Genomic DNA, 26,694 nt, shown 5'->3' with positions numbered 1-26,694 from the left:
CATGAGGAGCAATGCCGACTAAGGCCAACAAGACGCTCTGCGCCCGGCGACACTCCAGCAAAATAGATAGCGACGATGCCGTTAGTCATTGAAAGATCGGAGGATTTGTCATACATGTGTGATGAATATAGATTCCGCATGCCGCCAATCTTGTCGGCATGCGGATCAAAGCCGGAGCGGGGGTCAAGGCGTGGCTATGCAGGTAAAGGATCGCAGCAGAGGCTCGGGGTCGCTGGTCTCGCAGGTCGGCGAGAGCCTCCGGCAAGCAATCCTCAGCGGCCAGTATGCCGCCGGCGACAAGCTTCCGAGCGAGCATGAACTCACCGAGACGCACAGCGTCAGCCGCACCGTAGTGCGCGAGGCTGTCGCTGCGCTTCGTTCCGATGGACTGGTCGAAGTGCGCCAGGGCGCGGGCATTTTCGTGATCGGCGCCGATCCGTCGCTGTCAGGCCGAAAGGTCGACAAGGCCCGCGTCGCCTCCGATCTGGAGGTGCTCGAAATCCGGACGCCTGTCGAAATCGAGGCGGCGGGACTTGCCGCCTTGCGCCGCTCGCCGGCACAAGAGGAGGCGATCTTCGAATGCCACCGGAAAATCCTCCAGCGCATCGAGACCGATCAATCCATCCGCGAGGCGGATCTCGACCTCCATGTCGCGATCGCCGAGGCGACGAACAACCCGCTGTTCAAACACTTCCTGGAATCGCAGGGAACCGTGATCATCCCGCAGTCGCGGCTCGTTCCAGAAACGAGAACCGCCGAGCAGACCGCTTACCGAAAGCTGATCCACAGGGAACACGAAGCGATCGTCATGGCCATCTCCGACAGGGATGATCAGGCCGCGCGCAACGCAATGCGCGAGCATCTGGTCGGCAGCCAAGCCAGATACCGTAACCTGCTGAAGGATCTGCGAAGCTTTACGAGCTGAGGCCTGCCAGAAGCACTGCCAGCACTCAAGGTTTTCCGGAAATCACCAGCCAACCCGCCATCCGAACGTGGCGTCGGGAACGAACCTGCTGGCCGGTTTGCGCAGCCGCCTTTATTGTGATCGCCTCTGCACCGGCGCGCATCAGCGGGATGCATGGACGGACTGGCTACCCCGTCAGCGGCTGAAAGCTAATTGAAAGCTTCGAGGTCATAGGAAAGGGCAGCATCGTGGAGGAGACACGGTCTAAGTGGCGAGACGACGATGCGGTCACACCACCAGGAGGAGATATCAATGCGTTCTTCACGCAGCCTTTTTCACATCGTCGCTTTTTCCACGCTGCTGACCGCGGCATCCTTTGCTTCAACAGCTGCCCATGCGGCCGACAAGATCACCATCATGGTCGGCGGCTATGAGAAGCAGATCTATCTGCCCGCCAAGCTCGCCGAATCTCTCGGTTACTTCAACGACGAGGGCCTCGACGTCGAGCTCCTGAACGAAGCTGCCGGCGTCGACGCCGAAAACCAGCTGCTGGCAGGCGCCGTCCAGGGGGTCGTCGGCTTCTACGATCACTGCGTAGACCTGCAGGCTAAGGGCAAATTCGTCGAATCCCTCGTCCAGTTCAGCCAGGCGCCGGGTGAGGTCGAGATGGTCTCGAGCAAGCATCCTGAGATCAAATCGCCGGCCGATTTCAAGGGCAAGACCCTCGGCGTTACCGGCCTCGGCTCGTCCACCAACTTCCTGACGCTCTTCATGGCCTCGAAGGCCGGACTGCAGCCGGGTGACGTCGTCACCGTTCCTGTGGGTGCCGGCGGCACGTTCATCGCCGCCATGCAGCAGGACCAGATCCAGGCCGGCATGACGACGGAGCCGACGATCTCGCGCCTCATCAAAACCGGCGAAGCCAGTGTTCTCGTCGACATGCGGACGGTCGAATCGACGCGAAAGGCGCTCGGCGGCACCTATCCGGCCGCCTCGCTCTACATGGAAACCGCCTGGGTCGACGCGCACAAAGACGAGGCGCAGAAGCTCGCCAACGCCTTCGTCAAAACCCTGCGCTACATCAACACGCATTCCGCAGCCGAGATCGCGGATAAGATGCCGAAGGATTTCTACGTCGGCGACAAGGACGGCTACATCAAGGCTTTGAACGACGGCAAGGGCATGTTCACGCCGGATGGCGTCATGCCCGAAGACGGTCCGAAGACCGTGCTTGCTGTGCTCTCGGAATTCTCCAAGAACGTCAAGGGCAAGCAGATCGACCTCTCCAAGACCTACACGACGGAATTCGTCAAGAACGTCAAGTAAGTCAGTCGCGCCGCTCCCGGCTCCCAAGCGGGAGCGGTCTCCGTTCGATCATGGGCTTTGCGTGCGCGCCCTCAAGCACGCCTCAGGTATTACCATGCAACAGGACAACAAACAGATCCCCGCGATCGAGCTGATCAATGTCAGCCGGCGCTTCGTCTCGCCGACCGGAAAATCCCTGACCGCGCTGCGCGATTTCAACATGACGGTCGCCCGCGGTGAGTTCGTCGCCGTCGTCGGCCCCACCGGCTGCGGCAAATCGACGACGCTCAATCTCGTAACGGGCCTGGCACGCCCCTCCGCCGGCGAAGTCCGCCTGATGGGCGGGCCGATCACCGGCATCGATCCGCGGGTCGGCTTCGCCTTCCAGACCGACGCGTTGTTCCCCTGGAAGAACGTCATCGACAACGTCATGGCCGGGCCGCTGTTCCGCGGCAAGTCTCGCACCGAGGCAGAAAAGATGGCCCGCGGCTGGCTGGCGCGCGTCGGCCTGTCGAAGTTTCTCCACCACTATCCCCATCAGCTGTCGGGAGGCATGCGCAAGCGCGTCTCGCTGGCGCAGACCTTCATCAACGAACCGGAAATCCTGCTGATGGACGAGCCCTTCTCGGCGCTCGACGTGCAGACCCGCACCGTCATGCACGAGGAGCTCCTCAAGCTCTGGGCGGAGCGAAAGGCTTCTGTGGTCTTCGTAACCCATGACCTCGAAGAGGCCGTGGCGCTCGCCGACAAGGTTTATGTGCTCACAGCCGGCCCCGCCACGGTTAAGTCGGTCTACACGATCGATCTTCCCCGCCCGCGCGTCGTGTCGGAGATCCGCTACGAACAGAACTTCATCGATTATTGCAAGACGATCTGGGAGGACCTCCGGGAAGAGGTCGAGACCAGCTACCGCCGCGCAAGCGAAGCGGCTTGAGAGGAGGATATCATGGCACATACCACTTTCGAGGCCGGTTCCGCCGCGCTGTTTCGCCCGGGAACATCAGATGCCGAGATCGAAGCCTCTGCGCTGAAGGCAATACGCCGGCGCAATACGCTCGTGCGTTTCTGGCAGATCGCCATCCTGGTCTTCGTGATCGGCATGTGGGAGCTCTCCTCCAACATGCAGTGGATCGATCCGTTCTTCTACTCAAGCCCGAGCGGCGTGCTTCAGCGTCTCTACGAATGGGCAACCGAGGGCACCACCGAAGGGTCGCTCTGGTATAATCTCTGGGTGACGATGGAGGAGGCGCTGATCGGCTTCTTCGCCGGCTCGATCACCGGCGTCTTCGTCGGCATCGGCCTCGGCCGCAACCGCTTCCTGTCGGACATCTTCTCCGTTTACATCAAGGCGATCAACTCTATCCCCCGCGTGGTGCTTGCCCCGATCTTCATCATGATCATGGGTCTCGGCCTGCCCTCCAAGGTCGCGCTTGCCTTCATCATGGTGTTCTTCGTCGTCTTCGCCAACGCCTTCCAGGGTGTGCGCGAGGCCGACCGCAACATGATCGCCAATGCCCGCATTCTCGGCGCCTCGGACTGGCAGGTGACCCGCACGGTGGTCATTCCCTCGGCGATGAGCTGGATCTTCGCCAGCCTGCACGTCTCCTTCGGCTTTGCGATCATCGGCGCGATCGTCGGCGAATTCGTCGGCGCGCGCTTCGGCATCGGTCAGCTTATCTCGATCGCCAAGGGCACGTTCGACGCGGCCGGCATGTTCGCGGCGATCCTGCTCGTCATGGTCGTCACGCTCGTTGCCGAATTCATCATGACGGTGATCGAGAACCGCCTGGCGAAATGGCGCCCACAGCAGCACATGGATACGCAGTAATACGATCGACCTCCTCCCAAGGCAGATCGAAGAGAAGGCCGGGCATCATGCCCGGCCTTCTGCATTTGATGCGCTTCAGGTTCACGTGAGCGGAAGCCGCACGGTCACGACGAGGCCGCCGCCTTCAGCGTCGCCGAGCGAGACTGAACCGCCAGCGCCTTCGACGACTTCACGGACGATCGCCAGCCCCAAGCCGCTGCCTTCCGCTTCGGTCCCCATGATCCGGTAAAATCGTTCGAAAACCTGTTCGCGCTCCCCGCTCGGAATACCTGGCCCGTTGTCTTCGACGGTTACGATGGCATGCCTATCGGCCTGCCCCACCGCAACAGTCACCCGTCCATTGGCCCGAGTATAGCGGATCGCGTTGTCGACGAGGTTGACCAGCATCTCCCGCAACATCGTCCCGTCGCCTTCGACGATGACGGGGCCGTCCGCTTCCAGACCGACGTCGATGTTGCGCCTCAACGCCTCTTCGGCATGCGCTTCCAAGATCTCGCGGGCGGCCTTGCTGAGGTCGGCCGCATCGCTGCGCGGGCGCCGGCTTCCGGGCTCGGCCCGTGACAAGGTCAGGAGCTGGCTGGCGAGGCGCGATATCTGCCGCGTGCTGGTGCGAAGGGCAATAAGCGCCTCGTCGCGGCGGGCCGCATCGGCTTCGCGGGCCGCCACGCTTGCCTGGGTCGAAATCAGCGCCAGGGGCGTTCTCAGTTGATGGGCGGCATTCGATACGAACCGCCGCTGCGCGGCCATCTGGCTTTGGACACGCTCCATATAGTCGTTGAGCGCATGAACGAGCGGCTGCAGTTCGCTCTGCACCATCTCGGGCGGCAGCGGATCGAGACGGTTGCGGCCGCGCTGGCGCACGGCGTCCCGCAGTCGGAGAGCCGGGGCCAGGCCGCGTTGGAGCCCGAGGATGGTCACCAGGCTTGCAACGAAGACGAGCACGAACTGCTTGGAGAAGTCCGAAAGCCACAGCTGCCTTCGCATCGCGTACTGGCTGTTATGGGTCACGGCGACAGTGACCGAGATGGTGCCGTCATCAGGAAGACCGACGACGGGATGGTCGAGCATCATGACGCGCACATTGGCGCCATGGAATGCGCGATCCTCACCTACCCGTTGGACAGTCGGCAACGGCAAATCGGGAAAGCCGCTCACCAGACTGCCCCAGGCGGTGATCACCTGATAGGAGACCCGGTCACCGAAACCCGTATCGAACATCTCGAGCGCTGCCGGCGGCACGTCCACCTGAACATTGCCGCCCTCGTCGACGCGGACGGCCTCGGCGATGACGCGGGCCGAGGCCAGAAGCGTTCGATCCGTCACCAGCTTCGCCGTCGCATCCGCCGTCCAGAAGCTGTCGTAAAGATTGAAGCCGATCGCGCCGAGAAGGGTCAGCAGTACCCAGCAGAGCAACTGTACTCTCAGGCTCCGGCTGAGCCGCGCAATCGTCGCGCCGGCCTTTATGACGATGCTATTCGACATGTCTGAGGAGATAACCGAGCCCGCGCAGCGTCGCGATTTGAACCGAGCTGCTTTCGAGCTTCTTTCTGAGCCGGTGGACGTAGATTTCGATGGCGCTCGGATCCGCCTCGTCGTCGAAACCGAACACGCTTTCGGAAAGAGCGGCTTTCGACACCGTGTTGCCCAGCTTCATGACGAGCTGTTCAAGAACGGCATATTCTCGCGGCGTCAGCTGCAGCAGCTCGTCCGCGACGAAAAACTGCCGCGTTCCGCCGGAAAAACGCAGGTTGCCGACGGTGATCTCGGACGATGCGCGATCCTGTCCGCGGCGCACCACCGCGCGGATTCTCGCTTCGAGCTCGGCAATTTCGAAGGGCTTGGCGAGATAGTCGTCGGCGCCACTGTCGAGCCCCGCCACACGGCCGTCCAAGCTTGCATTCGCGGTCAGGATGATCACCGGAAGCTTGTTTCCCGACTGCCTTAGCCGCTTCAAAAGCGTCAATCCGTCAAGCCTGGGCAGCGCAAGGTCGAGGATCATCGCCGAATACTCGGCCACCTTGAGCATATGTTCGGCATCCTCGCCGTCATGGGCGATATCGATAGCATATTGCGCCTGCCGCAGGGCTTTGCCCAGCCAGGCCGCCAGATCCTTGTTGTCCTCCACCACAAGCAGTCTCATCCATCCCCCTTAGCACGGGCAGACGGTCTGGCGGAAGCGCGACACGGGTGGTTCTAGGCGTGCTCGGCCTCGCCCTCGACGGCAACGGCTGCGAAGTTCCGGTCTCCGGCCATCGGCACCTCCGTTCCCCAGATTTCGATCTGCGTCAGCGCCGGAAAGGGCGAGCCGTCCTCCGCCTTGATCAGGCCGTGCAGTTCCACCCATTCGACGATGCAGGGTTCTATGGAAAAGCCTTGCGCAGCACCGGACTTCACCAGCGGAAAGGAGCAGCTCCCGCCGTTCGAGAAGGTGACGCTGGCTTTCTCCCACCAGGAATCATGCGGGAAGTCCGCCCGGAGGTAGAAGACGATCTCATCGATGCGGACGGGCCGGCCGAATTCCACCGTCAGCGCGGCTTCAGGATCTCGATTGATGCCCCAGCTGGTATAGGGCCAAAAGCCATGATCGTCGTTGGCCTTTTCGCCATCGATGGCGTTGCGCGCGGCAAAGACGGCCTCACCCCGGGTTTCGACATTCGCGCGCGCATGCGGAAACAGCGTCCGATTGGCGTGATCGTCCCAGGGGTTCAGGGCGAGATTACGCCGCTGGGCAATCTCGTCGGGCCGCGCGCTTCGGACCGAAAGCCGATGAATATCGCCCCTGAAGGCGTTCGGCGAATAGGGTTTACGCTTGTCGCCGAACGGCACGGCGAGGCAATAATCGCAACCCTTCATATAGACCGGGCCGGGTTGATTCGCGCTGTCCAGCGCCAGAAAGATATGTCCGGGTTCGGACGCCTCCACGACGACGCAGTCGCCCTCGCGATAGCTCTGCCGATAGACCAGAAACGTCTCGCCCTGCCCCGTGGCGCTTGCCAGCACGAAGCCATCGGCATCCATGATCTTCAGCGTCAATTCCATGCTCGCCCTCCTCAGGCTAGACGATCCGCAATCTCAGAAGCTTGCCGGCAAACGGCAGGCGCAGCCGGTAGAGCTTCTCGGGCCAGGCCGCTTTCAGCCTGATGTCATCAACGTCGATCTCGTCGATCTCGATCGACCCGGCGCCGTCGACGGAAATGCTGCCGAGATCGGCGAGATTGATCCGGCCGGGGGCGACGGTCGGCGCCACGCATGTCATCAGCGACAGGACGGCCGGCTTGCCGCCGTCATAGGTATCGACGATCTCGACATGGCGACCCCGTTTCAGGGAGACCGTGCGCCGATAGCTGCGCACATTCGCTTCCGGGGGATAGGCGCCTGATATATCGAGAGAGATGCGCGCCTCGCTGTCGCCGAAATCGAAATCGACATCGCCGGCGCCGAAGGCTTCGCCGGCGGACTGCATGACGCCTTCGAAGGTCGGCAGATTGTGATAGGCCGATTGCATCGTCCATATTTCGTAACGCCGCGGCGAAAAGGTTTTTGCCGTATAGGTCTCGACGCCGACGTCGATCAGGAAGGGTCGGCCGTTCTTGTAGAGCGTGAGGCTGCCGACATCGTTGTGATTGTGGCCTTCGCCGTTGTTGCCGGCCTTGACCGCGAGCGAAAATTGCCCGTCGCGGGCGATGAACAGGCCGATGCCGGGATAAAAGATATCCCGGCCGGATGCCGGCTGCGGTTCGGCGGCGGGGATCGTATGACCGACCAGCAGCTCCTGAACGCGGTACCAGAGGTTCCATTCGCCGGGCAGGTGCGGGGTCTCGGCTGCCGCCCGGTCGGCTGCGGCGAACGTCGCCAGCATCTCCGAACCAACAGACTTGCCGAACAGGTATTCCCGTAGGCTGCAAGGCTCGACCACCGCGGAGGAATCCGCGAAGTTGAAATAATGGCGGCCGGCAACATGCATGTTGGCGATGTATTCGGCCATATTGCGGATCTTCGGCTGCTGCCAGATCCCGTCGAACAGGCCGGGCGCCACGCTATCGAGCACGGTCAGCGCGCCGTTCAGGCAGAGTGCGGCATGGCGATAATAGACGACGCCCTCTTCGCAGGCCCCGTCCTCGGCATAATCCTTAAGGAATGCATCGAGACTGCCGAGCGCTTTTTCGACCACGGCGCGGCGTGTAGGCTTGTCGGTCTTCAGCGAGAAGGTGGTTAAAAGAACATTCTGGGTAATCCAGGCCGTCCAATTGTTCATCCGCTCCTCGCCGCTGCCCATCCACCAGAAATGCCGGCCGAGATAGGGTGTCAGGATGCGGGTCTCGATCTCGCGTTCCACACGCGCCGCAATCTCCGCGCTGATGCCGTCGAGCGCATCGCCGAGCAGGGCGACGATCGTCGCCAGAAGGGCTGCCGTTTCGGCCGCGAAGAGATCGACAACCGGCTGCGAAGTGTCGGGAAGCGGCAAACGCGGGCCGCCGCGCCCATAGGCATTATGCGCCGGAAGCTGCCAGCCGCTCTCCTCGGCAATCAGGAAGATGCCGTCGACGATCTTCGGCAGGAACCGCCCCCCCGCTTCCAAGAGTTCGGCTAGCACAAGATCATTGAGCATCCGCCGACGGGTGAAATAAAGCGCCTCGAAGTGCGAGCGGTCGCCGGTCTGCGTGTACTCCCGGTAATCGGAGGCAGTGATGAGAGGCCAGGCGCGCGCAAATGTGGCTTCGGCATCGCGCACGACCACATCCCGCGCAGTCTGCGGCACCGCGTTCCATCTCTCACGGTCGGAGTAGGTAGATCCCGGCGTGAAATCGCTGAGGACGTCCGGCAGCTTCTCTGAAATCTCGCTGAACATGTCCCTCCCCGCATTGGAAAAGCCTTGATGGCGGCATCGCCCTGATGCTCACCTATCATATGTTTTTGGTGCTCGCCATAAAATTTGTATGATCTATTCAGAACTTGTTTGACCAATACGGGAGATGTGCTATGTCCTTGGCAGGAGGAAGAACAGGCGGCGCCCGCCCGCCCAAACGGCTCTGGATTGAAGTTGGAGAATCCTGGAAGCCGCCAGCCGCAGAATGCCCGCCCAGGAGGAAGCATCGGTGTCCATATCGAATTCGGTCATCTCTAGGGATGGCGCCCCGGCCGTGGCCCGCCGGAAGGTCACCGTCCTGTCCAAGCGCCAGCGCAAGGTCCGCAATGCGCTCGTCGCCTATTCGTTCATCGCGCCGAACTTCCTCGGCTTCGCCGTCTTCACGCTCGGCCCGATCCTCTTCGCCTTCGCGCTTGCCTTCATGCATTGGGACGGCTCGAACGCGATCACCTTCGCAGGCCTCGACAACTTCTGGCGGCTCTTCGAGGACAAGGCGTTCATCGCGGCGTTCTGGAACACGATCATCTACACGGCCGCCTCGGTGCCGGCGACGCTCCTTTGCGCGCTCGGCCTCGCCGTTCTTCTCAATCAGAAGATCGTGGGACGGAATTTCTTCCGCACGGCAATGTTCTTCCCCTATGTCGCCTCGCTGGTCGCCGTCGCCGTCGTCTGGAACATGATCTTCAACCCCGAGATGGGGCCGGTGAACATGATCCTTTACACGCTCGGCCTTGACCCCAAGAACATGCCAGGATGGTCGGCCGACCGCCACTGGGCGATGGTGACGGTGATCCTCTTCGGCATCTGGAAGAACATGGGTTATTACATGGTCATCTACCTGGCCGGCCTGCAGGGCATCAATTCCGAACTCTATGAGGCTGCCGATCTCGACGGCGCCAATTCCTGGCAGAAGTTCATCCACGTCACCGTGCCGCAACTCGGGCCGACGACCTTTTTCGTCACCGTCATGCTGACGATCCAGTCCTTCAAGGTGTTCGATCAGATCTTCATGATCACCCAAGGTGGACCGGGCACTTCGACGCTGGTGCTGGTCTACCACATCTACAACGAGGCCTTCACCTCCTGGGATCTCGGTTATTCCAGCATGATTTCGCTGGTGCTGTTCTTCCTCGTGCTCGCAGTCACAATCTTCCAGTTCCGCCGCCAGAGGGAGGACGAAGCATGAGGATCGCCGGACGCAAGATCACCGTCAAAACAGTCCTCCTCTATGCGATCGTCATCACGGTGACGGTTGTCATGCTGATGCCCTTCGCCTGGATGCTCTCGGCATCGCTGAAGCTCAGCCGCGACGTCTTCGCCTTCCCGATTGAGTGGATACCGTCGCAGCCGCAATGGCAGAACTACGTCGACATCTGGACGAAGATCCCGCTTGCGCTCTTCATCTACAACACCTCGAAGCTGACGATCATCGTCACGCTGCTGCAGCTTCTGACCTCCAGCTTTGCCGCCTACGCCTTCGCCAAGCTGAATTTCCCCTACAAAAACACGCTGTTCCTCGGCTATATCGCCACCATCGCCATGCCCTGGCAGGTCTATATGGTGCCGCAATTCCTGCTGATGCGCGAGTTCGGCCTCAACAACACGCATCTGGCGCTGATCTGCCTGCAGGCCTTCACCGCCTTCGGCGTTTTCCTGATGCGGCAGTTCTACATGTCGATCCCGACCGAGCTTTGCGAGGCAGCCCGCATCGACGGCATGAACGAATACCAGATCTGGGCGCGCATCATGCTGCCGCTCTCCAAGCCGGCGCTCTCGACGCTGACGATCTTCACCTTCGTCAGCACATGGAACGATTTCCTCGGACCGATGATCTATCTGACCAAGACAGAGCTGAAGACCGTCCAGATCGGTCTGCGCATGTTCATCTCGCAATATTCGGCCGAGTACGGGCTGATCATGGCGGCCTCCGTCGTCGCCCTCGTTCCCGTTCTTATCGTCTTCCTCGCTCTGCAGCGCTTCTTTGTCGAGGGCATCGCCTCGACGGGACTGAAGGGGTAAATCCATGAATGCCGTTTCAACAGTCGCCCCGCAGCCGATCACAGACGCAGAGGTGAAGGTGGCCCTCGACCTTGCCGTCGAGCAGGTTAGGCGCAATCTTCCTCAGTTTACTTACGCTGCGCAGAACCATTCGAGCGTCAACAACTTCTATCCCGCGGTTGCCAACGACCAATGGACGGCCGGCTTCTGGCCGGGCGAGATGTGGCTCGCCTACGAGCATAGCAGCGATCCCATTTTCCGGCATGCCGCCCAGATCCAGGTTCAGTCCTTCCTGCATCGGATCGTCAACCGCATCGAGACCGATCATCACGATATGGGCTTTCTCTATTCGCCTTCCTGCATCGCCGGCTGGAAGCTCGTCGGGGACGAGGACGGCCGCAAGGCCGCGATCCTGGCCGCCGATCAGCTGATCGAGCGCTTCCAGCCGATCGGTCAATTCATTCAGGCCTGGGGCCGCAAGGGCAAGCCGGAGGAATACCGCTATATCATCGACTGCCTGCTGAACCTGCCACTACTCTATTGGGCCAGCAGTGAGACGGGTGATCCGAAATACCGCGAGATCGCGCTCATTCATGCCCGCACCACGCTTGCCAATTCGGTGCGGCCTGACGATTCCACCTATCACACTTTCTACCTGGACCCGGTCACCGGCGCGCCGGTGCGCGGCGCCACCAAACAAGGTTATCGGGACGACAGCTTCTGGGCGCGCGGACAGGCCTGGGCAATCTCCGGCATGGCGCTCTCCTACCGCTATGAGCGGATCGAGGAATATCGCCAGACCTTCGACCGGCTGCTCGCCTTTTATCTCAACCGGCTGCCGGCCGACATGGTGCCCTATTGGGATCTCGTCTTTTCCGACGGCGACGGCGAGCCGCGCGACAGCTCGTCCGCCTCGATCACCGCCTGCGGCCTGCTTGAGATGGCCGAGCTCGTCGATGCCGACACCGCCGAGCGCTACCGCGTGCTGGCGCGGCGCATGATGAAGAGCCTTGCCGATCACTATGCGGTCAAGGATCCCACCGTCTCCAACGGCCTGGTGCTGCACGCGACCTATTCGAAGAAATCGCCGTTCAACACCTGCCGCGGCGAGGGCGTCGATGAGTGCGTCTCCTGGGGAGATTATTATTACATGGAAGCTTTGACGCGCCTGTCGCGCCGCTGGTCTTCCTATTGGTGACCTCAGGAGAACCCGATGGCCAGCATTTCGCTTAAAGAGCTGAACAAATCCTACGGCGCGCTCACCGTCGTCCACGATATCGATCTGGAGATCGCCGACAAGGAATTCATCATCCTGGTCGGCCCCTCCGGCTGCGGCAAATCGACGACGCTCAGGATGATCGCCGGTCTTGAGGAGATCTCCGGCGGCGAACTCCGGATCGGCGGCGACGTCATGAACGACGTCCCCTCCAAGGACCGGGATATCGCCATGGTCTTCCAGAACTATGCGCTCTACCCGCATATGACCGTCTACAAGAACATGGCATTCGGCCTGCAGCTGCGCAAAGTGTCGCGCGATTTCATCGATAGACAGGTACAGGACGCGGCCAAGATCCTCGACATCACCCATCTCCTGAACCGCAAGCCGAAGGCGCTTTCGGGCGGGCAGCGCCAGCGCGTCGCGCTCGGCCGCGCCATGGTGCGCAACCCTGCCGTCTTCCTGCTCGACGAGCCGCTTTCCAACCTCGACGCCAAGCTGCGCGGCACGATGCGCTCGGAAATCACCAAGCTGCACAAGCGCCTCAACGCCACCTTCATCTACGTCACCCACGACCAGGTGGAAGCCATGACCATGGCCGACCGAATCGTCGTCATGAAGGACGGCCATATCCAGCAGGTCGACACGCCGCAGATCCTCTACGACCGCCCCGTCAACATGTTCGTCGCCGGCTTCATCGGCGCGCCGCAGATGAACATGCTGCCCTCGGTCATTGAACGCCGGGGTGACGGCTACGTGGCCGTCTTCGACGGCCGCGAGCTGCCGCTGCCCGATCATTTGGACAAGAGCAGGATCGCGCCCTATGAGGGCCGCGAACTGGTGCTCGGCATCCGCCCGGAGAACTTCCACGAACTGCCGCCGGCCGATATCCCGGCCGAGAATATGGCACCTGTGAAGGCGGTGGTGGAACTGGCCGAACCGATGGGCTCGGAAGTGCACCTGAACATGGTGGCCGGCGGACGCAATCTCATCGCCCGCGTGTCGCCGCGCTTCCGGCCCGACATCGGCGACGAGGCGACGCTTGTCGCCGACATGAGCAATGCGCAACTGTTCGACAAGGAAACGGAACGCTCGATTCTCTACTGAGCGCCTGGTGGAGACGGCCATGCAGTGGTTGCGGGACATGTGGACGAAGGAGGGGCCGGGCATTCCGAAGGATGCGCCTGCGAAGACCGGCCTTGCCCTGTTCGCAGACATCCTCGCCCGCGAATGGTGGGAGATGGTCAAGCTCAACATCCTGTTCATCCTCGCCTGCCTCCCCGTCGTAACGCTGCCGGCGGCAATCGTCGCCATGGCCCAGGTCTCGGTGGCCTTCGTCGAGGATCGCAACACCTATCTGCTCAGGGACTTCACTGAAGCATTCCTGCACTATTTCTGGCGCGCCACCGCCTGGGGTCTGGCGCTGACGGGCGGGCTGGCACTCGGTATCCATGCGATCCTCAGCTATGCAGCCGGTGCGCGTGACAACCTGATGCTCGCCGCGCCGCTGGCGGTCGCGCTTGTTGCCACCGCCTTCCTCGCGGTCACCGCTTGCCATCTTATCGTGCTGATGGTCATGCGCGATCTGCCGGCGTTGCGGCTCCTTCGCCTCGCCGCGCTCGCCTCCGTCGCCCGCCCGCTGCCGGCGCTTGCCGCGCTCGCCGTCAACGCCGCCCTGTGGCTGGCGCACATCCTCTTCTATCCGGTTTCCGTGTTCATGCCGGCGACCTTCAATTTTTCACTCGGAATGTTCGCCGTCGCATTCGGCGTCCATCGGGCGGCGGTCTTGGTTCTGGACCTACCAGAGGCAATGCGGCCGCACCGACACTTCAAAAATAACTGATCCAGAGACGATCCAGGGAAGGAGAACAGGAATGTATTGGGACAAATTCGAGAGGACGGTGAAACTTGCCGTGGCAGGTTTCACTCTGGCCGCGACGACGGCCGGCGCAGCGCTGGCTGAGGATGCCGTGACGCTGAAATGGGCTTTGTGGGACTGGGACAAGACCGCCTATTACAAGCCGCTGATCGAAGCCTACCAGGCCAAGCATCCGAATGTGAAGTTCGAGCCGATGGACCTCGGCTCGCAGGACTACCAGCAGATGATCTCGACGCAGCTGACCGGCGGCTCGAAAGACATCGACATCGTCACCATTAAGGACGTGCCGGGCTATACCAATCTGGTGCGCGCCGGCAACATCGCCGATCTCAGCGGCTTCGTGAAGGATCAGAAGATCGATCCGGCGCCCTATGGCGGCCTGATCGAGGCGCTGACCGTCGACGGCAAGATCTATTCGCTGCCGTTCCGCTCCGACTTCTGGATCGTCTATTACAACAAGGACATCTTCGACAAAGCCGGCGTCCCCTACCCCACCAACGACATGACCTGGGCGCAGTTCGACGCGACCGCCGAGAAGCTTGCCGGCGGCATGGGCACAAACAAGACCTATGGCGCGCTACTGCATACATGGCGCTCGACTGTCCAGTTGCCCGGCATCCTTGACGGAAAACACACGCTTGTCGACGGCGACTATGCCTTCCTGAAACCCTGGTACGAGCGCGCCCTCACCCTGCAGAAGGATGGCGCCATTCCCTCCTATGCCTTCCTGAAGACCTCGAACACGCATTATTCGGCGCTCTTCTTCAACGGCACGATCGGCATGCTGCCGATGGGCACCTGGTTCGTCGGCACCCAGATCACCAAGGTGAAATCGGGTGAATCAAAGAGCAAGAACTGGGGCATCGTGAAGTTCCCGCATCCCGATGGCGTGCCAGCCGGCACCACGGCTGCGCAGATCTCCGGGCTGGCGGTCAACGCCAATTCCAGCCACAAGGATGCCGCCCTCGATTTCATCAAGTTCGTCACCGGCCCCGAGGGCGCGGCGGTGATCGCGGCGACAGGCACCTTCCCGGCGCTGAAGACGGCCGACGTCAGCGCAAAGATCGCCTCGACGCCTGGTTTCCCCGAAGATGCGGCCAGCAAGGAAGCGTTGATACCGTCGAAAACCTATCTGGAGATGGCGGTCAATCCGAACGCCGCCAAGATCGAGGTCGTCCTCAACCGCGCCCATGACGCCATCATGACCGACAACACCTCCGTCGACGACGGGCTCAAGGAAATGACCGAGGGCGTGAAAGCCATCAAGTAGCCCACGAGATATCGGCGGCCGCGGGTCTACATCGGCCCGCGGCCGAATCTGTTTTTACGAAATTCTGAGTTGACGATGATCTACGATCCCACCAAGGCCAACCCGCTTTCCGGCAACCCGCTGACGACACGCGACGATCTGGCCAAGGCCGTCATCGATCTCTTCAAGCCGCTCCTGCCCTATTTCTCCGAAGGCGGCGCCCGGGTGCGCCTGGGTGCTGCCGGCGCGATCTTCGACCGGGCGGCGGCGGATCTCGAAGGTTTTGCACGACCGCTCTGGGGCATCGTTCCCCTTGCCGCCGGCGGCGGCCATTTTCCGCATTGGGATCTCTATCGGCGCGGCCTGGCAAACGGCACCAATCCCGCCCACCCCGAATATTGGGGCGATCTCGCCGACCGCAACCAGCGGCTGGTCGAACTCGCCGCCGTCGGCTTCGCGCTGGCGCTCGTGCCCGAACATATCTGGGAGCCGCTTGCTGACAACGAGAAGAAGACGGTCTCTGCCTATCTTGTCGCCGCGCGGAACCTGGAATTCATCGACAACAACTGGAAATTCTTCCGTATCCTCATCGATCTCGGGCTGGAACGCGTCGGTGTTCCGTTCGACCACGGCAAAACTGTCGCCTATCTCGACGAGGCCGAGGCTTTCGATCTCGGCGAAGGCTGGTATCGCGACGGGCCGGTCAGGCGGGTCGATCATTACATTCCCTTCGCCATGCATTTCTATGGCCTGATCTATGCGGTGCTGGCGCGCGGCGACGAGGCGCGCAAGCAGCGCTTCCGCCATCGCGCCGAAATCTTCGCCCGGGATATCCGCCACTGGTTCGGCCCTGATGGCGCCGCCCTTGCTTTCGGCCGCAGCCAGACCTACCGTTTCGCCGCCGGCGGCTTCTGGGGCGCGCTTGCATTTGCCGGCCTCGAGGCGCTGCCCTGGGCCGAGATCAAGGGCTACTACATGCGCCATATCCGCTGGTGGTCGGCGCTGCCGATCGCCGACCGCGATGGCGTTCTCTCCATCGGCTACGGCTACCCGAACCTGCTGATGAGCGAGAGCTATAACTCTCCCGGCTCGCCCTATTGGGCGCTGAAATTCTTCCTGCCGCTCGCCCTTCCTCAGGATCACCCTTTCTGGGCGGCCGAAGAAGCGCCGCAGCCGGAATTCTCGGAGCCGGTGGCTTTGAAGCCGGCGGGCATGGTCGCCATGCATACGCCGGGAAATGTCGTCGTGCTCTCCTCCGGCCAGCAGCACGACAAGATGCGCGGCGCAAACGAGAAATATTCGAAATTCGTCTACTCCACCCGCTACGCCTTCAATATCGAAGCCGACGACCGCAATTTTCCCGCCGCGAGCTTCGACGGCACGCTCGGCCTCTCCGACGACGGCGTCCATTTCCGCATGCGGGAATCCCTCGAAGAGGCGCTGATATCGGGCGACCTGCTCTATTCGCGCTGGCGCCCCTGGAATGATGTCACTATCGAGACCTGGCTCATTCCCGCAAACCCCTGGCATATCCGCATTCACCGCATAACCACGCCGCGTGGGCTCAGTACCATAGAAGGTGGTTTTGCGATCGAACGCGCCGATTTCAATGCCGATCGATCCGAACAGGCGGAAGGCCGGGCCGTCTGGTACGGGCAGACGGATGTCAGCGCCATCGTGGATCTGTCATCCGGTCCGAGGGCCGGGCATACAATGAGCCCGATCCCGAACACCAACCTCGTCCATGCCAAGACCCTGCTGCCGCAGTTGCGCGGCGAACTCGGCCCGGGAACCACCGTGCTCGTCACCGCGGCGATGGCCCTGCCCAGCCGCGAGAACTGGGCAGAGGCGCTCGGCAATCCGCCGGCCCGTCCGGATCTTGACGAGCTGGAGCGGCACTTCGGTGAGAACGGCGTGCGCGTGCCGGCCTTTGATCTTCAGTCTTAGCTCGGGATCGGGCGCCCTTCGGGGCCTATTGCAGCGGCACAATCATTCGCTGCGGGGAGTGGCGCGATGACGCTGTCCGCGCGCCAGCTCGACAAAACGGCGCTTGACTTCGTCGAACAGCGCCGGCGGCAGCGGGCCCAATAACCGCTCTCATTGTCGAGCGGCCGAGCGTCCGGCCCCGGCCAAACAAAGCGATTGCTTTCCGTCAGTACGATGCACGATCGCTCGTCATCCAGCCCAAGAGCCGTTTCGTGGCGGCCGGGATTTCAACCGCATCAGCCGGATCGAACGGTGGCGAATGGGTCACCGGCAGCACTCGCACGATCGGCACTTCATCGTCCAGCGCGGTGACGATCGCAAGCACCAGGGCCGAACGATCCTTGTCGCCCTCCTCTCGACCTTCGAGATGCTGCCAATGCCAGAGATAAGAATAGCGGAAAACCAACCAACCTTCGGCTCAGTCGGAAGCATGCTTATTCATTAGTTCGGAATCCAAATGCTCAAGCCCCGGCCCCATCTGCGACGCTTCGATCGCCGCAAGCTCTTCATCGCCGAGGGTCGTCGTCAGGTCGACACGACGATCGCGTTTCGTGAAACGGAGATAGTCTTCATAGGCTATCAATACCGTCCGCGGCCGACCGTTCTTTGTAATAATCACCGGCTCACGTACAGCCGCATCCTGATAGGCACCAAAATTCTTGGACACGGCAGCGGCCGTGACTGTGGATGTCATTCGGATCACCTATTTTCCGTAATATACGGGATTTCCGGATTTTTTGAGTTGAGATCGGATGCCGACTGCTTTTCACACAGTGCGGCGACCGGTAGCGCCACCAAATTAGGGCGGCCACGTCGACTCCAAGGACGCCGTTTAGCTATGATGCGATCCGTTCAGTATCGTAAGTTTCAGCGATCCGCCGCGCCAATTCTGCCATTTGATCGTCCGGTATCTGCAGAACGCCATGCTCACCCATCAACGCATGGTATTGCTGCTTTTCAAGCGGCACGCCCGAAGGCAGGGGAACGACGTGAAAATGTAAATGGCTATTGGCTTGCTGACTGCCGAGTGAAAGCACATAAATTCGCTCGGCGTCGAACACCCTTTTGAGGGCGCGCGACAAGATGTGAACCTTCTCCTGCAATCGAAGATATTCGTCTGTCGATATGTCTCGCGCCAGATCCTCCCGGTGCTCCCTCGGACTGACAAGGCAATAACCAGGAAGGGTCGGATATTTGCTCAGGAAGATGATGGTCTCATCGTCCTCGAAAATGCGATGATGAAAGCAAGCGGGGTCGTTGTTGACCAAGCCGCAGATAAAGCATGGCTTTGTTTCACTGCCGCGCACATAGGCCTTGAGATCAAATGGTACGCGTTCGATCATTGCTGACCCTCTCGTGCGCGGCTTCGATTGTCGATGATACGTCGACCGATATTGCCATGGTATCCCAAAATCCGTCACGATCCTTCAGATTTGGCGAGTTCTATGTATTTATCTCGCGCGCCATTAATATTTTCGGATTACTTATAATAATCATACTGACCCCTTTAATTCATAGTTTAGCTCTCCTTAAATGCAATATTATTTAAGTGAAATCCAGCCTGCCCCAGTGGTATACTCCGACTTCATTTCGGAGTCATGGGAGGAGGATGCGATGCCTACCGTAATGGTCTGCCACAACGTCAAAGACACGAAACACTGGCTCGCCTCGCCTGTTCGCAAGCAGGTGCTGGAACCCGTCGGCGTCACGAATATTCGCACCTTTACAGACCCTCAAACGCCCAACCGCGTTGGTTTGGTGATGGAGGTCGCAGACATACAAAAGTTGATGGCCTTCATGCAGACTAAGACCGCGGCCGATGCGATGGCGAGTGACGGCGTCCTACCGGAGACCATGATGATCCTGGTTCAATCGTAACACACATCTCAACGGGACTTGGCAATGCAGCGCGGGCAACGCGGGAGGATGATATGACCACTCTATTCGTGAGGCACGAGGTCTCCGACTACGCCACATGGCGCAAGATATACGATGCGTTTGATCAGGTGCAAAAGGCCAATGGCGTTACGGCGCAAGCCGTCTACCGGGCCACTGACAATCCCAACGACATTACCGTCACGCACGAGTTCGCCACACTGGAAGCAGCTCAGGCCTTCGGCAAGCTCGAAGAGCTGAAGGCGGCCATGCGCAACGGAGGCGTGCTCGGCACTCCGACCGTGTGGTTTGCCAATAAAACGTGAGATGGGGCAAACGACTGCAGCCGCTCTCGGCGCATGACTTGAAGTAGGGTCGTACGCGCTCTTCCGAGCGCTCCTATTGCCCGCTCCTCAGATCGCGCAGGAGATCCAGGTCGCGCTGGTATTTCTCCGTGTTCTTGCTGGCCTGTTCGGCCTGGCGAAGATTGTCTTCGAGGTCGGCCTGCTTGACCGGCAGCGCCAGCGGGTTTGACGCCGCGCGTCTGACAAAGTCGTCGTCCGCCTCGTCGGGCCGCCGTGTCAAGGCATCCACCGCGGAGATGATCGCCGGCGGAAAGCTTTCCTCCCTCAGCCTGTCGAGCGTCCACCCGTTTCCCTTCTCGGCGACGTCATGAAGGTAGGCGACCGTTCGCGTCTCGTCGCCGGAAACGAGAAGGGCTACCCGCTGGCAGTGCTCGAAGTACGGCCGGTCGGTCTTATCAGCCTGCCCTTCATGCGCCTCGAGAGCGATCTGGATGGCGTGATCGAGATGCTGCATCCGATTAAGGCCCTTCAGTCTTCCTGATCTTCCGCTGGGACGGCTTTTCGCCTGTGGTCATCTCGATATCGGGCACGGAAGTCATGGCGGCCCGGCCAAGCCTTGGTGGCGGCCGATCGAGATCGCCGCTCTCACCGGCGCCTTGAAGCAGCGCCGCATCATCCCTAGCGTCTTCATCGAGCAGGTCCTGCAGGGTCTCGTGCTCATCGTCGCCAGCCAGTTCATCGCAGGCTTGCAGCCAATGGCGCTGGTCCGCACCATCAGGGCGGCCCTCGGCCTCCCAGATTTCATAGGCACGGCGGCGTATCTGCTCGTGCTTGTCTATAGCCATGATCTCCTCCAACACATTTCAATGAGCCGTTCAGGGCGTGTTGATGGTTGGAAGAAAATCCTCCACCTGTTTACGGTCATGTTTTGAAAGCGTCTCTACCCGTTCCGTCCAGAACCGTTCGGCCTCGGGCGGATCTCGATCCCATGGGCGGACTTCGGTGATATTGTCGTCAATCTTGGACCGGCGGCGCCCGCCGAGGCTAAGATATTCCTTCGCGAGCTTCAGGCTTGGAGTTTCGGTGTTGCTGTCGCCGTCTGTCTCAGGCCTTACGGTGCTGCGGACATTCTCCAATGTCCTTCGGCGATCCTTCTCGGCATCTCGCGTGTCGGCGGAGCGCGCGTCGTCGGTACCGCTTTCCGGCGGCACAACGGATCTGGACGTCATAGCGGTCCTCCTTCCATTCATGCAAAGGATGTTGTGATCCGATAACCCTCGCGGGTAGCGAGAGTTCCCGCCTATGGCAAATGATTTGAACGGAGGATCAACCGGAGCACTCGGCCGGTCGTCAGTGGACGGCCATGCTCACCATGCGATAGGGGTGCACGGCCTCGAACTGCGAGATCATCGCCGTTGCCTGCAGCAGCACGCGCTCGGCATTCTCAGGATCGTCGCGGGCGAGTTCGTCAGCGTTGACGCGGATCGCTTCGGCCATGTTGTTGGAAATTTCTGCAAACTGCATATTGCCCTCGACAAGGGCCTCACGTGCCGTGTCTTCCAGCGTACGAGCGATGTCGACGAAGATTTCCTCGCGTTCCTCGATGCTGAGGTCCTTGATGATATTGGTCATCTCTTCCATATCGCGCACTCCCAAAAGACGTGAGAACCGTCGTCTTTAGTTCGAACGCCGGAGTGGCGCTTCTGTTCCCTGGAGGGCGATGCAGGTGCCTCGGCACCGGCATCGTTGCCGCCCGATCGAGGCGCTGGATTGCCGACAGTCCGGAGCGGAAAGTTCAGCCATTATCGGCAAGTCTCCAGATTGCCCGCCTACTGCCCAGGGAATTTGACCATCGTGCCGCCGCCGGTCGCCTGATCCGTCGGGAAGACTTCGATCCGGGCTACGTCGACGAAGATGGGAAGCTCGATGGCATTGGCGATGATAGTGGCGATGTGGGAGGACTGTATCGGACGGTAGCCGTCGTAGAGCAGGGTCCGAGCCTGATTGCCCGCCATTGCGGTGCGATAAAGGTCCGTCTGGACGCGACCCGGCACCACCTCCGTCACGCGAACCGAGCTTCCGAGCAGATCGCAGCGGAGATTGTCGCAAAACAGGCTGAGCCCGGCCTTCGACGGGCCGTAGGCCGCCATGTTCGGATAAGGCGCCTGGCCGCCGCTCGAACCGATATAGATGAGATGGCCACGCTTTCGCTCGACCATGGCAGGCAGGAACGCGCGGGTCAGATGCATCGGCGCTTTGAGATTGGTATCGATCATGGCGTCGATCTCGGAGGGTTCGATCTCGCTGAATGTCGCCCGCGTCGAGAGAATGCCGGCATTGTTGACCAGGATGTCGACATCAACGCCATCAAGCTGCCGCACGATTTCAGCGGTGTCGCGGACATCGGCCCGGATCGGCTTGGCTCCGCTCTCCGCGGCCAATTCATCGAGCGCCTCGGCGTTTCGGCCGACGGCATAAACCGTCAGCCCCATGTCGCGCAGCCTGCCGACGGTGGCGCGGCCGATGCCGCTCGTCGCACCCGTGACGACGGCGACCCGATAGGCCAGCGGCTCAGACATAGATGTAGCCTCCGCTGACGACGACGTTTTCGCCGGTGGCATAGGTGTTGCGGCTCGACGCCATCATGACAATCCATTCCGCCATCTCGACGGGCTCGGCCGCACGGCCGAGCGCACTGGCCTTGGCCAGTTCCGGCAGGAATCCCAGTTCCCTCGCCCGGTCCGTTGCAAAACCGGCGGGTGCGACGGAATTGACAAGGATCTGATCCTTGGCGCATTCCTGGGCAAAAGATTTCGTCAGGCTGACGACGGCAGCCTTGGTTGCGGCATAATGGGCGTTTTGGGGGTGGGCCTTGAAAGCATCGACCGAGGTCACGTTGACGATCCGCCCCGTCACCGCGGGCGCGTTCACATGCTGGCGCATATGCAGGACGGCAGCGACCATCATATGATAGGTACCCTTGACGTTGATCGCATTTTCGAGATCCCACTCCTCATCGGTGATCTCAAGGATAGGCCGCCGGGGATAGATGGCGGCGCTGTTGACGAGCACATGGATCCGGCCGAGCGTGCCGGCGATCTCGTTAAACCCGCGATGCGCCGTTTCCGACTTGGAAATATCGGCAACGGCCGTTGCGACCTCGGCGCCCAGCGCGCGCAGCGCCGCAGCCGACGAAGCAAGCAGTTCCTCGTTGCGATCGATGAGCCCAATCCTGGTGGCCCCATGCGAGATCATGAGCTTCGCCGTCGTCAATCCGAGCCCGGAAGCGCCGCCGACGATGATTGCGGTCTGGTTCTTCAAAGTTCCACCTCGTTGTTTGGCGCTGCGCCATCATTGTATGTTATCACTTATATGCTAAGCTTGGTAAAGCTCAAGTGCATTCTGAAGGTTTCGAAATGATTCCACGCCTCCAGCCGAAGGTTTCAATCCCCCTGCCCCCCGCAGGTTTCTTCCAGCGGCTTATCGAGGCGGGGTTTTCCGGCGATATCGAAACCGGCGCGGCAAGCCGAACCGTGTTTTCGACCGACAATTCCATCTACCAGGTCGAACCGACCGGCATCCTTTTTCCGCGGGCCGTCGAAGACCTGCAGGTCGTGGCGGCCGTGCTATCGGAACCCGCCTTCCGAGGGATCAGCCTCGCGCCGCGCGGCGGCGGCACCGGCACCAACGGTCAATCGCTGACATCGGGCATTGTGCTGGACTGTTCGCGGCACATGACGTCCATTCTCGAGATCGATCCCGTCCGAAGGATTGCGCGCGTCCAGGCGGGCGTCGTCAAGGATCAGTTGAACCGGGCATTGAAGCCCCATGGGCTCTTTTTCGCTCCCGAACTCTCCACCTCCAACCGCGCCACCATCGGCGGCATGATCTCCACCGACGCCTGCGGCCAGGGTTCCTGCCTCTACGGCAAGACCAGCAACCACGTCCTCGGATTGCGCATCGTTCTTACGGACGGGTCCGACTTTTGGTCGCGCCCGCTCGACGCGGAAGCGTTCGAGGAGATCGCCGCGCGAGAGAGCCGCGTCGGCAAGATCCACAGGGCGGTTGAACGGATCGCCCGGGAAAAACACGAGCAGATCGCCGAAATCTTCCCGAAGCTCAACCGCTATATGACCGGCTACGACCTCGCCCATGTCAGGCGCGACGACGGACACTTCGACCTCAATGCCATACTCTGCGGCTCGGAGGGAACGCTGGCGATGATCGCCGAAGCCGAGCTTAACCTCCTGCCGATCCCCGCCCATGCGGCGCTGATCAACATCCGCTACGGCGACTTCAACACCGCCTTGGAGGATGCCCGCAACCTCGTGGCGCTGAACGTCGCCTCGGTGGAAACGGTCGACGAGAAAGTTCTCGGCCTCGCGAAAGGCGACATCGTCTGGACCGGCATTGCGCGCTTCTTTCCCGACGATCCGGACAGCACGACGAACGGCATCAATATTGCCGAAGTGCTCGCCGACGATGAAGAGGAACTCGAACGCCAGCTTGCGGAGGTGACCGCCGCGCTCGACACGGGCGCGAATGCCCGCCATGCCGGTTATACGATCGCCCGGGATCATGCCGATGTCGAGGCGATCTGGTCGATGCGCAAGCGCGCGGTCGGCCTGCTCGGCAACGTGGAAGGGCCGGTCAGACCCGTCGCTTTCGTCGAGGATACGGCCGTGCCGCCGGAGAATCTGGCGGCCTATATTCGCGAATTCCGCGCACTTCTCGATGGCGCCGGCCTTTCCTACGGCATGTTCGGCCATGTCGATGCCGGCGTCCTGCACGTGCGGCCGGCGCTCGACCTGACCCGCGCTGATCACGTCCGGCTGGTTCGGGAAGTCAGCGACGCCGTCGTGGCGCTCACCCGCAAATATGGCGGCGTGCTCTGGGGAGAGCATGGCAAGGGCGTACGTTCGGAATATGTGCCGGAATTTTTCGGCGCTCTTTATCCCAGCCTGCAGGAGATCAAGCGGGCTTTCGATCCCGAGAATCGGCTCAATCCTGGCAAGATCGCGACCCCTTCCGCGGAGGGACTGACGAAGATCGACGATGTTCCGTTGCGCGGAGGCATCGATCGCATCATCGGCAACGAGATCCGCTCCGCCTTCGACAATGCCGCCTATTGCAACGGCAACGGCGCCTGCTTCGATTTCGACGAAACGAGCCCGATGTGCCCCTCTTACAAGGCGACGCGCGACCGGCGCTTTTCGCCCAAGGGCCGCGCCGCGCTGATGCGGGAATGGCTGAGGCTGCTGGCCGACAAGCGCATCGACCCCCGCCAGGAGGCGGCGCGCCTGCGGCGGAGCATTCCGTTCGCCAGCCTCGCGCGGCGCGCCTTCAATTCGCTGAACCCGGCAAACCGCGATGACTTTTCCCACGAGGTGCGCGCGGCGATGGACACGTGTCTAGCCTGCAAGGCCTGCGCGGGGCAGTGTCCGGTGAAGGTGAGCGTGCCGGCCTTCCGCTCGAAATTCCTCGAACTCTATTACGGACGCTACCTCCGCCCGCTAAAGGATCCGCTGGTCGCGGCGATCGAAACCACCCTGCCGCTCGTCCGGCGCATCCGGCCCGCCTATAATCTGGTCGTGGGCACGCGCGCCGGCAGGACGATGATGCGTGTCGTCGGGCTGACCTCCCTGCCGCATTTGCCGCGGATCTCGCTCGCCAGGGAAGCCGCCCGCCTCGGCGTGCCGCTTGCGACCTCTCAAACGATCGAAGCTCTGCCGCCGCAAGAACGGCAGCGCTGCGTCGTCTTCGTCGCCGACGCCTTCACCGCCTATTTCGATCCTGACGTTGCGCTTGCCGCAATCGGGCTCGCCAGAAAAATCGGGCTCACGCCGTTCCTTGCAGCCTCCCACACCAATGGCAAAGCCCTGCATGTTCATGGCTATCTCGGACGCTTCGAGGCGGCGGCCAAGCGGACGGCCCGCTATCTCGAGCGACTGGATGAAACAGGCGTGGCGCTCGTCGGGCTCGATCCATCGATGACGCTCGCCTTTCGCAGCGAATATAAGGGGATATCGAAGGCGAATGTCCTGCTGCCGCAGGAATGGCTGGTCGCCAACCTCGATCGGCTCGCCGCCTCGCCTTCCGCTGCCGAAGGCAAAAGCTTCCGCTTGATGGCCCATTGCACCGAGCGCACCAATGCGCCCGCCTCCGTCGCACAATGGCAGAAAATATTCGAAAGCCTCGGCATCGACCTTCAGGCGGCACAAACCGGCTGTTGCGGCATGGCCGGCACCTTCGGCCACGAAGCCCGCAACCGACCGATCTCCGAACGCCTCTATGCGATGAGTTGGAAGCCCGAGCTTGATGCGGCCGGTGAAGCCGATATCCTCATGGCGACAGGATATTCGTGCCGCTCCCAGGTAAAGGAAATCGACGGCAAGCGTATCCCGCATCCGTTTCAGGTCATCAACCGGATAATTTCCGAAAAGCCGGACATCTCGTGATCATATGTGGCATGACATGTGATATGTGCTAAATTCGATCGTGGAAACCGGAGCACACAAGTGTCAATCATCACGCAACGAGGCAATCTCGCGGAAATCGTCGTTGCGAAGCTGATGGAGCGCATCGACTCCGGCCTTTATGCGCCCGGCGAGAAAATTCCGTCAAGTGCCCAGCTATGCGAGGAATTCGGCGTTTCCCGAACCGTCATTCGCGAGGCGCTCACCTCGCTCAAGGTCGGCGGCAGGGTGACCGCGCGCCAGGGCGCCGGCGTCTATGTTTCCGACAAGGATGCCAAGACTCTCAATTTCGAGATCAGCCGCATCGAGGATATTCGCTCGGCGATGCAAATCCTGGAATTGCGGCTCGGCGTCGAGATCCAGTCCGTCGCGCTTGCAGCCGCGAGGCGTACGCCAGAGGCGCTTGCCGAGATCGCCCGGGCCTACGACGCCCTCGAAAACCTGGTCACCGATGATGCCGTCGTCGAGGCGCGCGCCGATTACGAATTCCACCTTGCGATCGCCCGTGCCACCCGCAATCCGCATTTTCCGAGTTTTCTGGAAGCGGTGATGGAGAGCATCAATTTCGATCTCGTGCTCAAGCATCGGCAATCGGCGCGCGGCTACAGCGGTTATCTGAAGAAGATAAACAAGGAACATGCCGCCATTCTGGCCGCGATCACCCAGGGTGACGTCAAGGCCGCGAAGAACGCGCTGATCACCCACCTGGAAGAAAGCTTGCATCGTTACCGCACGATGCTCGACGAGCCGGCGAGCATCGACGCGGAAGATTGAAGCGCGCCGCCTAGCTTTCAGGCGGCGCATTC

27 protein-coding genes and 1 pseudogene are annotated in these 26,694 nt (G+C 61.3%); 15 read left to right on the top strand and 13 right to left on the bottom strand.

The features are described from left to right. Positions 1 to 196 precede the first annotated feature (196 nt). From FHX03_RS13100 to FHX03_RS13085, 4 genes are all read left to right on the top strand, one after another. The gene (locus FHX03_RS13100) at positions 197 to 925 is read left to right on the top strand and encodes a FadR/GntR family transcriptional regulator (protein ID WP_183854393.1); all 729 of its coding nucleotides are present in this window, start codon (positions 197 to 199) and stop codon (positions 923 to 925) included. A gap of 291 nt (positions 926 to 1,216) precedes the next feature. Further along, positions 1,217 to 2,230 carry an ABC transporter substrate-binding protein gene (locus FHX03_RS13095; RefSeq protein ID WP_183854001.1) on the top strand — a complete coding sequence of 338 codons (1,014 nt, stop codon included), beginning with the start codon at positions 1,217 to 1,219 and terminating at the stop codon, positions 2,228 to 2,230. 94 nt (positions 2,231 to 2,324) lie between these two features. Then, positions 2,325 to 3,143 carry an ABC transporter ATP-binding protein gene (locus FHX03_RS13090; RefSeq protein ID WP_097628102.1) on the top strand — a complete coding sequence of 273 codons (819 nt, stop codon included), beginning with the start codon at positions 2,325 to 2,327 and terminating at the stop codon, positions 3,141 to 3,143. Between the two features lie 12 nt (positions 3,144 to 3,155). Further along, positions 3,156 to 4,037 (top strand): ABC transporter permease, encoded by an 882-nt coding sequence (locus FHX03_RS13085; RefSeq protein ID WP_097628103.1) that lies wholly within the window; start codon positions 3,156 to 3,158, stop codon positions 4,035 to 4,037. Positions 4,038 to 4,118: 81 nt separating this feature from the next. Here FHX03_RS13085 and FHX03_RS13080 read toward each other — a convergent pair whose 3' ends face one another. From FHX03_RS13080 to FHX03_RS13065, 4 genes are read right to left on the bottom strand one after another with little or no spacing between them, the layout of a single operon-like run. Beyond that, positions 4,119 to 5,519: a sensor histidine kinase gene (locus tag FHX03_RS13080; RefSeq protein ID WP_183853999.1), complete on the bottom strand. Its 1,401-nt coding sequence runs from the start codon at positions 5,517 to 5,519 to the stop codon at positions 4,119 to 4,121. Further along, on the bottom strand, positions 5,509 to 6,177 hold the full coding sequence (locus FHX03_RS13075; protein WP_183853997.1) for a response regulator: 669 nt from the start codon (positions 6,175 to 6,177) through the stop codon (positions 5,509 to 5,511). The genes FHX03_RS13080 and FHX03_RS13075 overlap by 11 nt, the downstream gene beginning before the upstream one ends. A gap of 53 nt (positions 6,178 to 6,230) precedes the next feature. Then, positions 6,231 to 7,076 (bottom strand): carbohydrate-binding protein, encoded by an 846-nt coding sequence (locus FHX03_RS13070; RefSeq protein ID WP_183779659.1) that lies wholly within the window; start codon positions 7,074 to 7,076, stop codon positions 6,231 to 6,233. A 16-nt stretch (positions 7,077 to 7,092) separates the two neighbouring features. Beyond that, positions 7,093 to 8,886 carry a heparinase II/III family protein gene (locus FHX03_RS13065; RefSeq protein ID WP_183853995.1) on the bottom strand — a complete coding sequence of 598 codons (1,794 nt, stop codon included), beginning with the start codon at positions 8,884 to 8,886 and terminating at the stop codon, positions 7,093 to 7,095. Positions 8,887 to 9,109: 223 nt separating this feature from the next. Between FHX03_RS13065 and FHX03_RS13060 the strand changes: the two genes are divergently transcribed. The 7 genes from FHX03_RS13060 to FHX03_RS13030 all read left to right on the top strand — a co-directional run bounded on the left by FHX03_RS13060 (position 9,110) and on the right by FHX03_RS13030 (position 17,193). Next, on the top strand, positions 9,110 to 10,090 hold the full coding sequence (locus FHX03_RS13060; protein ID WP_210298549.1) for a carbohydrate ABC transporter permease: 981 nt from the start codon (positions 9,110 to 9,112) through the stop codon (positions 10,088 to 10,090). Continuing rightward, entirely contained in the window at positions 10,087 to 10,923 is an 837-nt protein-coding gene (locus FHX03_RS13055) for a carbohydrate ABC transporter permease (RefSeq protein WP_037145706.1), read from the top strand. Before FHX03_RS13060 ends, FHX03_RS13055 begins: the two co-directional genes overlap by 4 nt. Before the next feature lie 4 nt (positions 10,924 to 10,927). Beyond that, a complete protein-coding gene (locus FHX03_RS13050) occupies positions 10,928 to 12,100 on the top strand; it encodes a glycoside hydrolase family 88 protein (protein WP_131710478.1) in 1,173 nt (390 codons plus the stop codon). A 15-nt stretch (positions 12,101 to 12,115) separates the two neighbouring features. Then, positions 12,116 to 13,225, top strand: a complete 1,110-nt coding sequence (locus tag FHX03_RS13045) for an ABC transporter ATP-binding protein (protein ID WP_131710477.1) — start codon at positions 12,116 to 12,118, stop codon at positions 13,223 to 13,225. A gap of 19 nt (positions 13,226 to 13,244) precedes the next feature. After that, positions 13,245 to 13,961, top strand: a complete 717-nt coding sequence (locus FHX03_RS13040) for a YesL family protein (RefSeq protein WP_131710476.1) — start codon at positions 13,245 to 13,247, stop codon at positions 13,959 to 13,961. Between the two features lie 31 nt (positions 13,962 to 13,992). Then, positions 13,993 to 15,267, top strand: coding sequence for an ABC transporter substrate-binding protein (locus tag FHX03_RS13035; protein WP_183853993.1), 1,275 nt, complete (start codon positions 13,993 to 13,995; stop codon positions 15,265 to 15,267). Positions 15,268 to 15,342: 75 nt separating this feature from the next. Next, on the top strand, positions 15,343 to 17,193 hold the full coding sequence (locus FHX03_RS13030) for a DUF2264 domain-containing protein (protein ID WP_183853990.1): 1,851 nt from the start codon (positions 15,343 to 15,345) through the stop codon (positions 17,191 to 17,193). A gap of 42 nt (positions 17,194 to 17,235) precedes the next feature. On the opposite strand, the pseudogene FHX03_RS13025 reads toward FHX03_RS13030, so the two are convergent. From FHX03_RS13025 to FHX03_RS13015, 3 genes and pseudogenes are all read right to left on the bottom strand, one after another. After that, positions 17,236 to 17,664, bottom strand: a pseudogene (locus FHX03_RS13025) (plasmid maintenance toxin (PemK-like)). Continuing rightward, on the bottom strand, positions 17,651 to 17,926 hold the full coding sequence (locus FHX03_RS13020; protein ID WP_097628110.1) for a type II toxin-antitoxin system Phd/YefM family antitoxin: 276 nt from the start codon (positions 17,924 to 17,926) through the stop codon (positions 17,651 to 17,653). Before FHX03_RS13020 ends, FHX03_RS13025 begins: the two are co-directional and overlap by 14 nt. Before the next feature lie 142 nt (positions 17,927 to 18,068). Then, a complete protein-coding gene (locus FHX03_RS13015) occupies positions 18,069 to 18,575 on the bottom strand; it encodes an HIT family protein (protein ID WP_183853988.1) in 507 nt (168 codons plus the stop codon). Between the two features lie 271 nt (positions 18,576 to 18,846). On the opposite strand from FHX03_RS13015, the gene FHX03_RS13010 reads away from it, so the two are divergent. Together FHX03_RS13010 and FHX03_RS13005 are read left to right on the top strand one after the other, a co-directional pair. Further along, positions 18,847 to 19,110, top strand: a complete 264-nt coding sequence (locus FHX03_RS13010; protein ID WP_097628112.1) for a hypothetical protein — start codon at positions 18,847 to 18,849, stop codon at positions 19,108 to 19,110. A 53-nt stretch (positions 19,111 to 19,163) separates the two neighbouring features. Beyond that, positions 19,164 to 19,433: a cyclase gene (locus FHX03_RS13005; protein WP_183853987.1), complete on the top strand. Its 270-nt coding sequence runs from the start codon at positions 19,164 to 19,166 to the stop codon at positions 19,431 to 19,433. Positions 19,434 to 19,506: 73 nt separating this feature from the next. Here the strand turns inward: FHX03_RS13005 and FHX03_RS13000 are convergent, their stop codons facing one another. From FHX03_RS13000 to FHX03_RS12975, 6 genes are all read right to left on the bottom strand, one after another. Continuing rightward, entirely contained in the window at positions 19,507 to 19,926 is a 420-nt protein-coding gene (locus FHX03_RS13000) for an HD domain-containing protein (RefSeq protein WP_183853985.1), read from the bottom strand. Between the two features lie 4 nt (positions 19,927 to 19,930). Further along, the gene (locus FHX03_RS12995) at positions 19,931 to 20,257 is read right to left on the bottom strand and encodes a DUF2934 domain-containing protein (RefSeq protein ID WP_183853983.1); all 327 of its coding nucleotides are present in this window, start codon (positions 20,255 to 20,257) and stop codon (positions 19,931 to 19,933) included. Between the two features lie 30 nt (positions 20,258 to 20,287). After that, positions 20,288 to 20,641: a hypothetical protein gene (locus tag FHX03_RS12990; RefSeq protein WP_183853981.1), complete on the bottom strand. Its 354-nt coding sequence runs from the start codon at positions 20,639 to 20,641 to the stop codon at positions 20,288 to 20,290. Between the two features lie 121 nt (positions 20,642 to 20,762). Continuing rightward, a complete protein-coding gene (locus FHX03_RS12985) occupies positions 20,763 to 21,053 on the bottom strand; it encodes a hypothetical protein (protein WP_097628117.1) in 291 nt (96 codons plus the stop codon). 188 nt (positions 21,054 to 21,241) lie between these two features. After that, positions 21,242 to 21,991: an SDR family oxidoreductase gene (locus tag FHX03_RS12980; protein WP_183853979.1), complete on the bottom strand. Its 750-nt coding sequence runs from the start codon at positions 21,989 to 21,991 to the stop codon at positions 21,242 to 21,244. Next, a complete protein-coding gene (locus FHX03_RS12975) occupies positions 21,984 to 22,733 on the bottom strand; it encodes an SDR family NAD(P)-dependent oxidoreductase (RefSeq protein ID WP_183853977.1) in 750 nt (249 codons plus the stop codon). Before FHX03_RS12975 ends, FHX03_RS12980 begins: the two co-directional genes overlap by 8 nt. A 95-nt stretch (positions 22,734 to 22,828) precedes the next feature. Between FHX03_RS12975 and FHX03_RS12970 the strand changes: the two genes are divergently transcribed. Both FHX03_RS12970 and FHX03_RS12965 read left to right on the top strand, forming a co-directional pair. Further along, positions 22,829 to 25,870 carry an FAD-binding and (Fe-S)-binding domain-containing protein gene (locus FHX03_RS12970; RefSeq protein WP_183853975.1) on the top strand — a complete coding sequence of 1,014 codons (3,042 nt, stop codon included), beginning with the start codon at positions 22,829 to 22,831 and terminating at the stop codon, positions 25,868 to 25,870. A gap of 60 nt (positions 25,871 to 25,930) precedes the next feature. Next, positions 25,931 to 26,662, top strand: coding sequence for a FadR/GntR family transcriptional regulator (locus FHX03_RS12965; protein ID WP_097628120.1), 732 nt, complete (start codon positions 25,931 to 25,933; stop codon positions 26,660 to 26,662). Positions 26,663 to 26,694: the final 32 nt, after the last annotated feature.

Source organism: Rhizobium sp. BK456 (genome assembly GCF_014194045.1).
Lineage (GTDB): Bacteria > Pseudomonadota > Alphaproteobacteria > Rhizobiales > Rhizobiaceae > Rhizobium > Rhizobium redzepovicii.
Note: the sequence above shows the minus strand (reverse complement) of the source record. Positions and strands in the feature narration are given on the sequence as shown.

Bases quoted from the DNA above. Each gene is read 5' to 3' on its own strand.
- FHX03_RS13100 (WP_183854393.1), top strand. From the start codon at position 197: ATGCAGGTAAAGGATCGCAGCAGAGGCTCGGGGTCGCTGGTCTCGCAG.
- FHX03_RS12985 (WP_097628117.1), bottom strand. From the start codon at position 21,053: ATGGAAGAGATGACCAATATCATCAAGGACCTCAGCATCGAGGAACGC.
- FHX03_RS13045 (WP_131710477.1), top strand. From the start codon at position 12,116: ATGGCCAGCATTTCGCTTAAAGAGCTGAACAAATCCTACGGCGCGCTC.
- FHX03_RS13080 (WP_183853999.1), bottom strand. From the start codon at position 5,519: ATGTCGAATAGCATCGTCATAAAGGCCGGCGCGACGATTGCGCGGCTC.
- FHX03_RS13075 (WP_183853997.1), bottom strand. From the start codon at position 6,177: ATGAGACTGCTTGTGGTGGAGGACAACAAGGATCTGGCGGCCTGGCTG.
- FHX03_RS13030 (WP_183853990.1), top strand. From the start codon at position 15,343: ATGATCTACGATCCCACCAAGGCCAACCCGCTTTCCGGCAACCCGCTG.
- FHX03_RS13055 (WP_037145706.1), top strand. From the start codon at position 10,087: ATGAGGATCGCCGGACGCAAGATCACCGTCAAAACAGTCCTCCTCTAT.
- FHX03_RS13010 (WP_097628112.1), top strand. From the start codon at position 18,847: ATGCCTACCGTAATGGTCTGCCACAACGTCAAAGACACGAAACACTGG.
- FHX03_RS13040 (WP_131710476.1), top strand. From the start codon at position 13,245: ATGCAGTGGTTGCGGGACATGTGGACGAAGGAGGGGCCGGGCATTCCG.
- FHX03_RS13070 (WP_183779659.1), bottom strand. From the start codon at position 7,076: ATGGAATTGACGCTGAAGATCATGGATGCCGATGGCTTCGTGCTGGCA.
- FHX03_RS12990 (WP_183853981.1), bottom strand. From the start codon at position 20,641: ATGACGTCCAGATCCGTTGTGCCGCCGGAAAGCGGTACCGACGACGCG.
- FHX03_RS13085 (WP_097628103.1), top strand. From the start codon at position 3,156: ATGGCACATACCACTTTCGAGGCCGGTTCCGCCGCGCTGTTTCGCCCG.
- FHX03_RS13035 (WP_183853993.1), top strand. From the start codon at position 13,993: ATGTATTGGGACAAATTCGAGAGGACGGTGAAACTTGCCGTGGCAGGT.
- FHX03_RS12995 (WP_183853983.1), bottom strand. From the start codon at position 20,257: ATGGCTATAGACAAGCACGAGCAGATACGCCGCCGTGCCTATGAAATC.
- FHX03_RS13095 (WP_183854001.1), top strand. From the start codon at position 1,217: ATGCGTTCTTCACGCAGCCTTTTTCACATCGTCGCTTTTTCCACGCTG.
- FHX03_RS13065 (WP_183853995.1), bottom strand. From the start codon at position 8,886: ATGTTCAGCGAGATTTCAGAGAAGCTGCCGGACGTCCTCAGCGATTTC.
- FHX03_RS12980 (WP_183853979.1), bottom strand. From the start codon at position 21,991: ATGTCTGAGCCGCTGGCCTATCGGGTCGCCGTCGTCACGGGTGCGACG.
- FHX03_RS13020 (WP_097628110.1), bottom strand. From the start codon at position 17,926: ATGACATCCACAGTCACGGCCGCTGCCGTGTCCAAGAATTTTGGTGCC.
- FHX03_RS12970 (WP_183853975.1), top strand. From the start codon at position 22,829: ATGATTCCACGCCTCCAGCCGAAGGTTTCAATCCCCCTGCCCCCCGCA.
- FHX03_RS13000 (WP_183853985.1), bottom strand. From the start codon at position 19,926: ATGCAGCATCTCGATCACGCCATCCAGATCGCTCTCGAGGCGCATGAA.
- FHX03_RS13015 (WP_183853988.1), bottom strand. From the start codon at position 18,575: ATGATCGAACGCGTACCATTTGATCTCAAGGCCTATGTGCGCGGCAGT.
- FHX03_RS13060 (WP_210298549.1), top strand. From the start codon at position 9,110: ATGCCCGCCCAGGAGGAAGCATCGGTGTCCATATCGAATTCGGTCATC.
- FHX03_RS13005 (WP_183853987.1), top strand. From the start codon at position 19,164: ATGACCACTCTATTCGTGAGGCACGAGGTCTCCGACTACGCCACATGG.
- FHX03_RS13050 (WP_131710478.1), top strand. From the start codon at position 10,928: ATGAATGCCGTTTCAACAGTCGCCCCGCAGCCGATCACAGACGCAGAG.
- FHX03_RS13090 (WP_097628102.1), top strand. From the start codon at position 2,325: ATGCAACAGGACAACAAACAGATCCCCGCGATCGAGCTGATCAATGTC.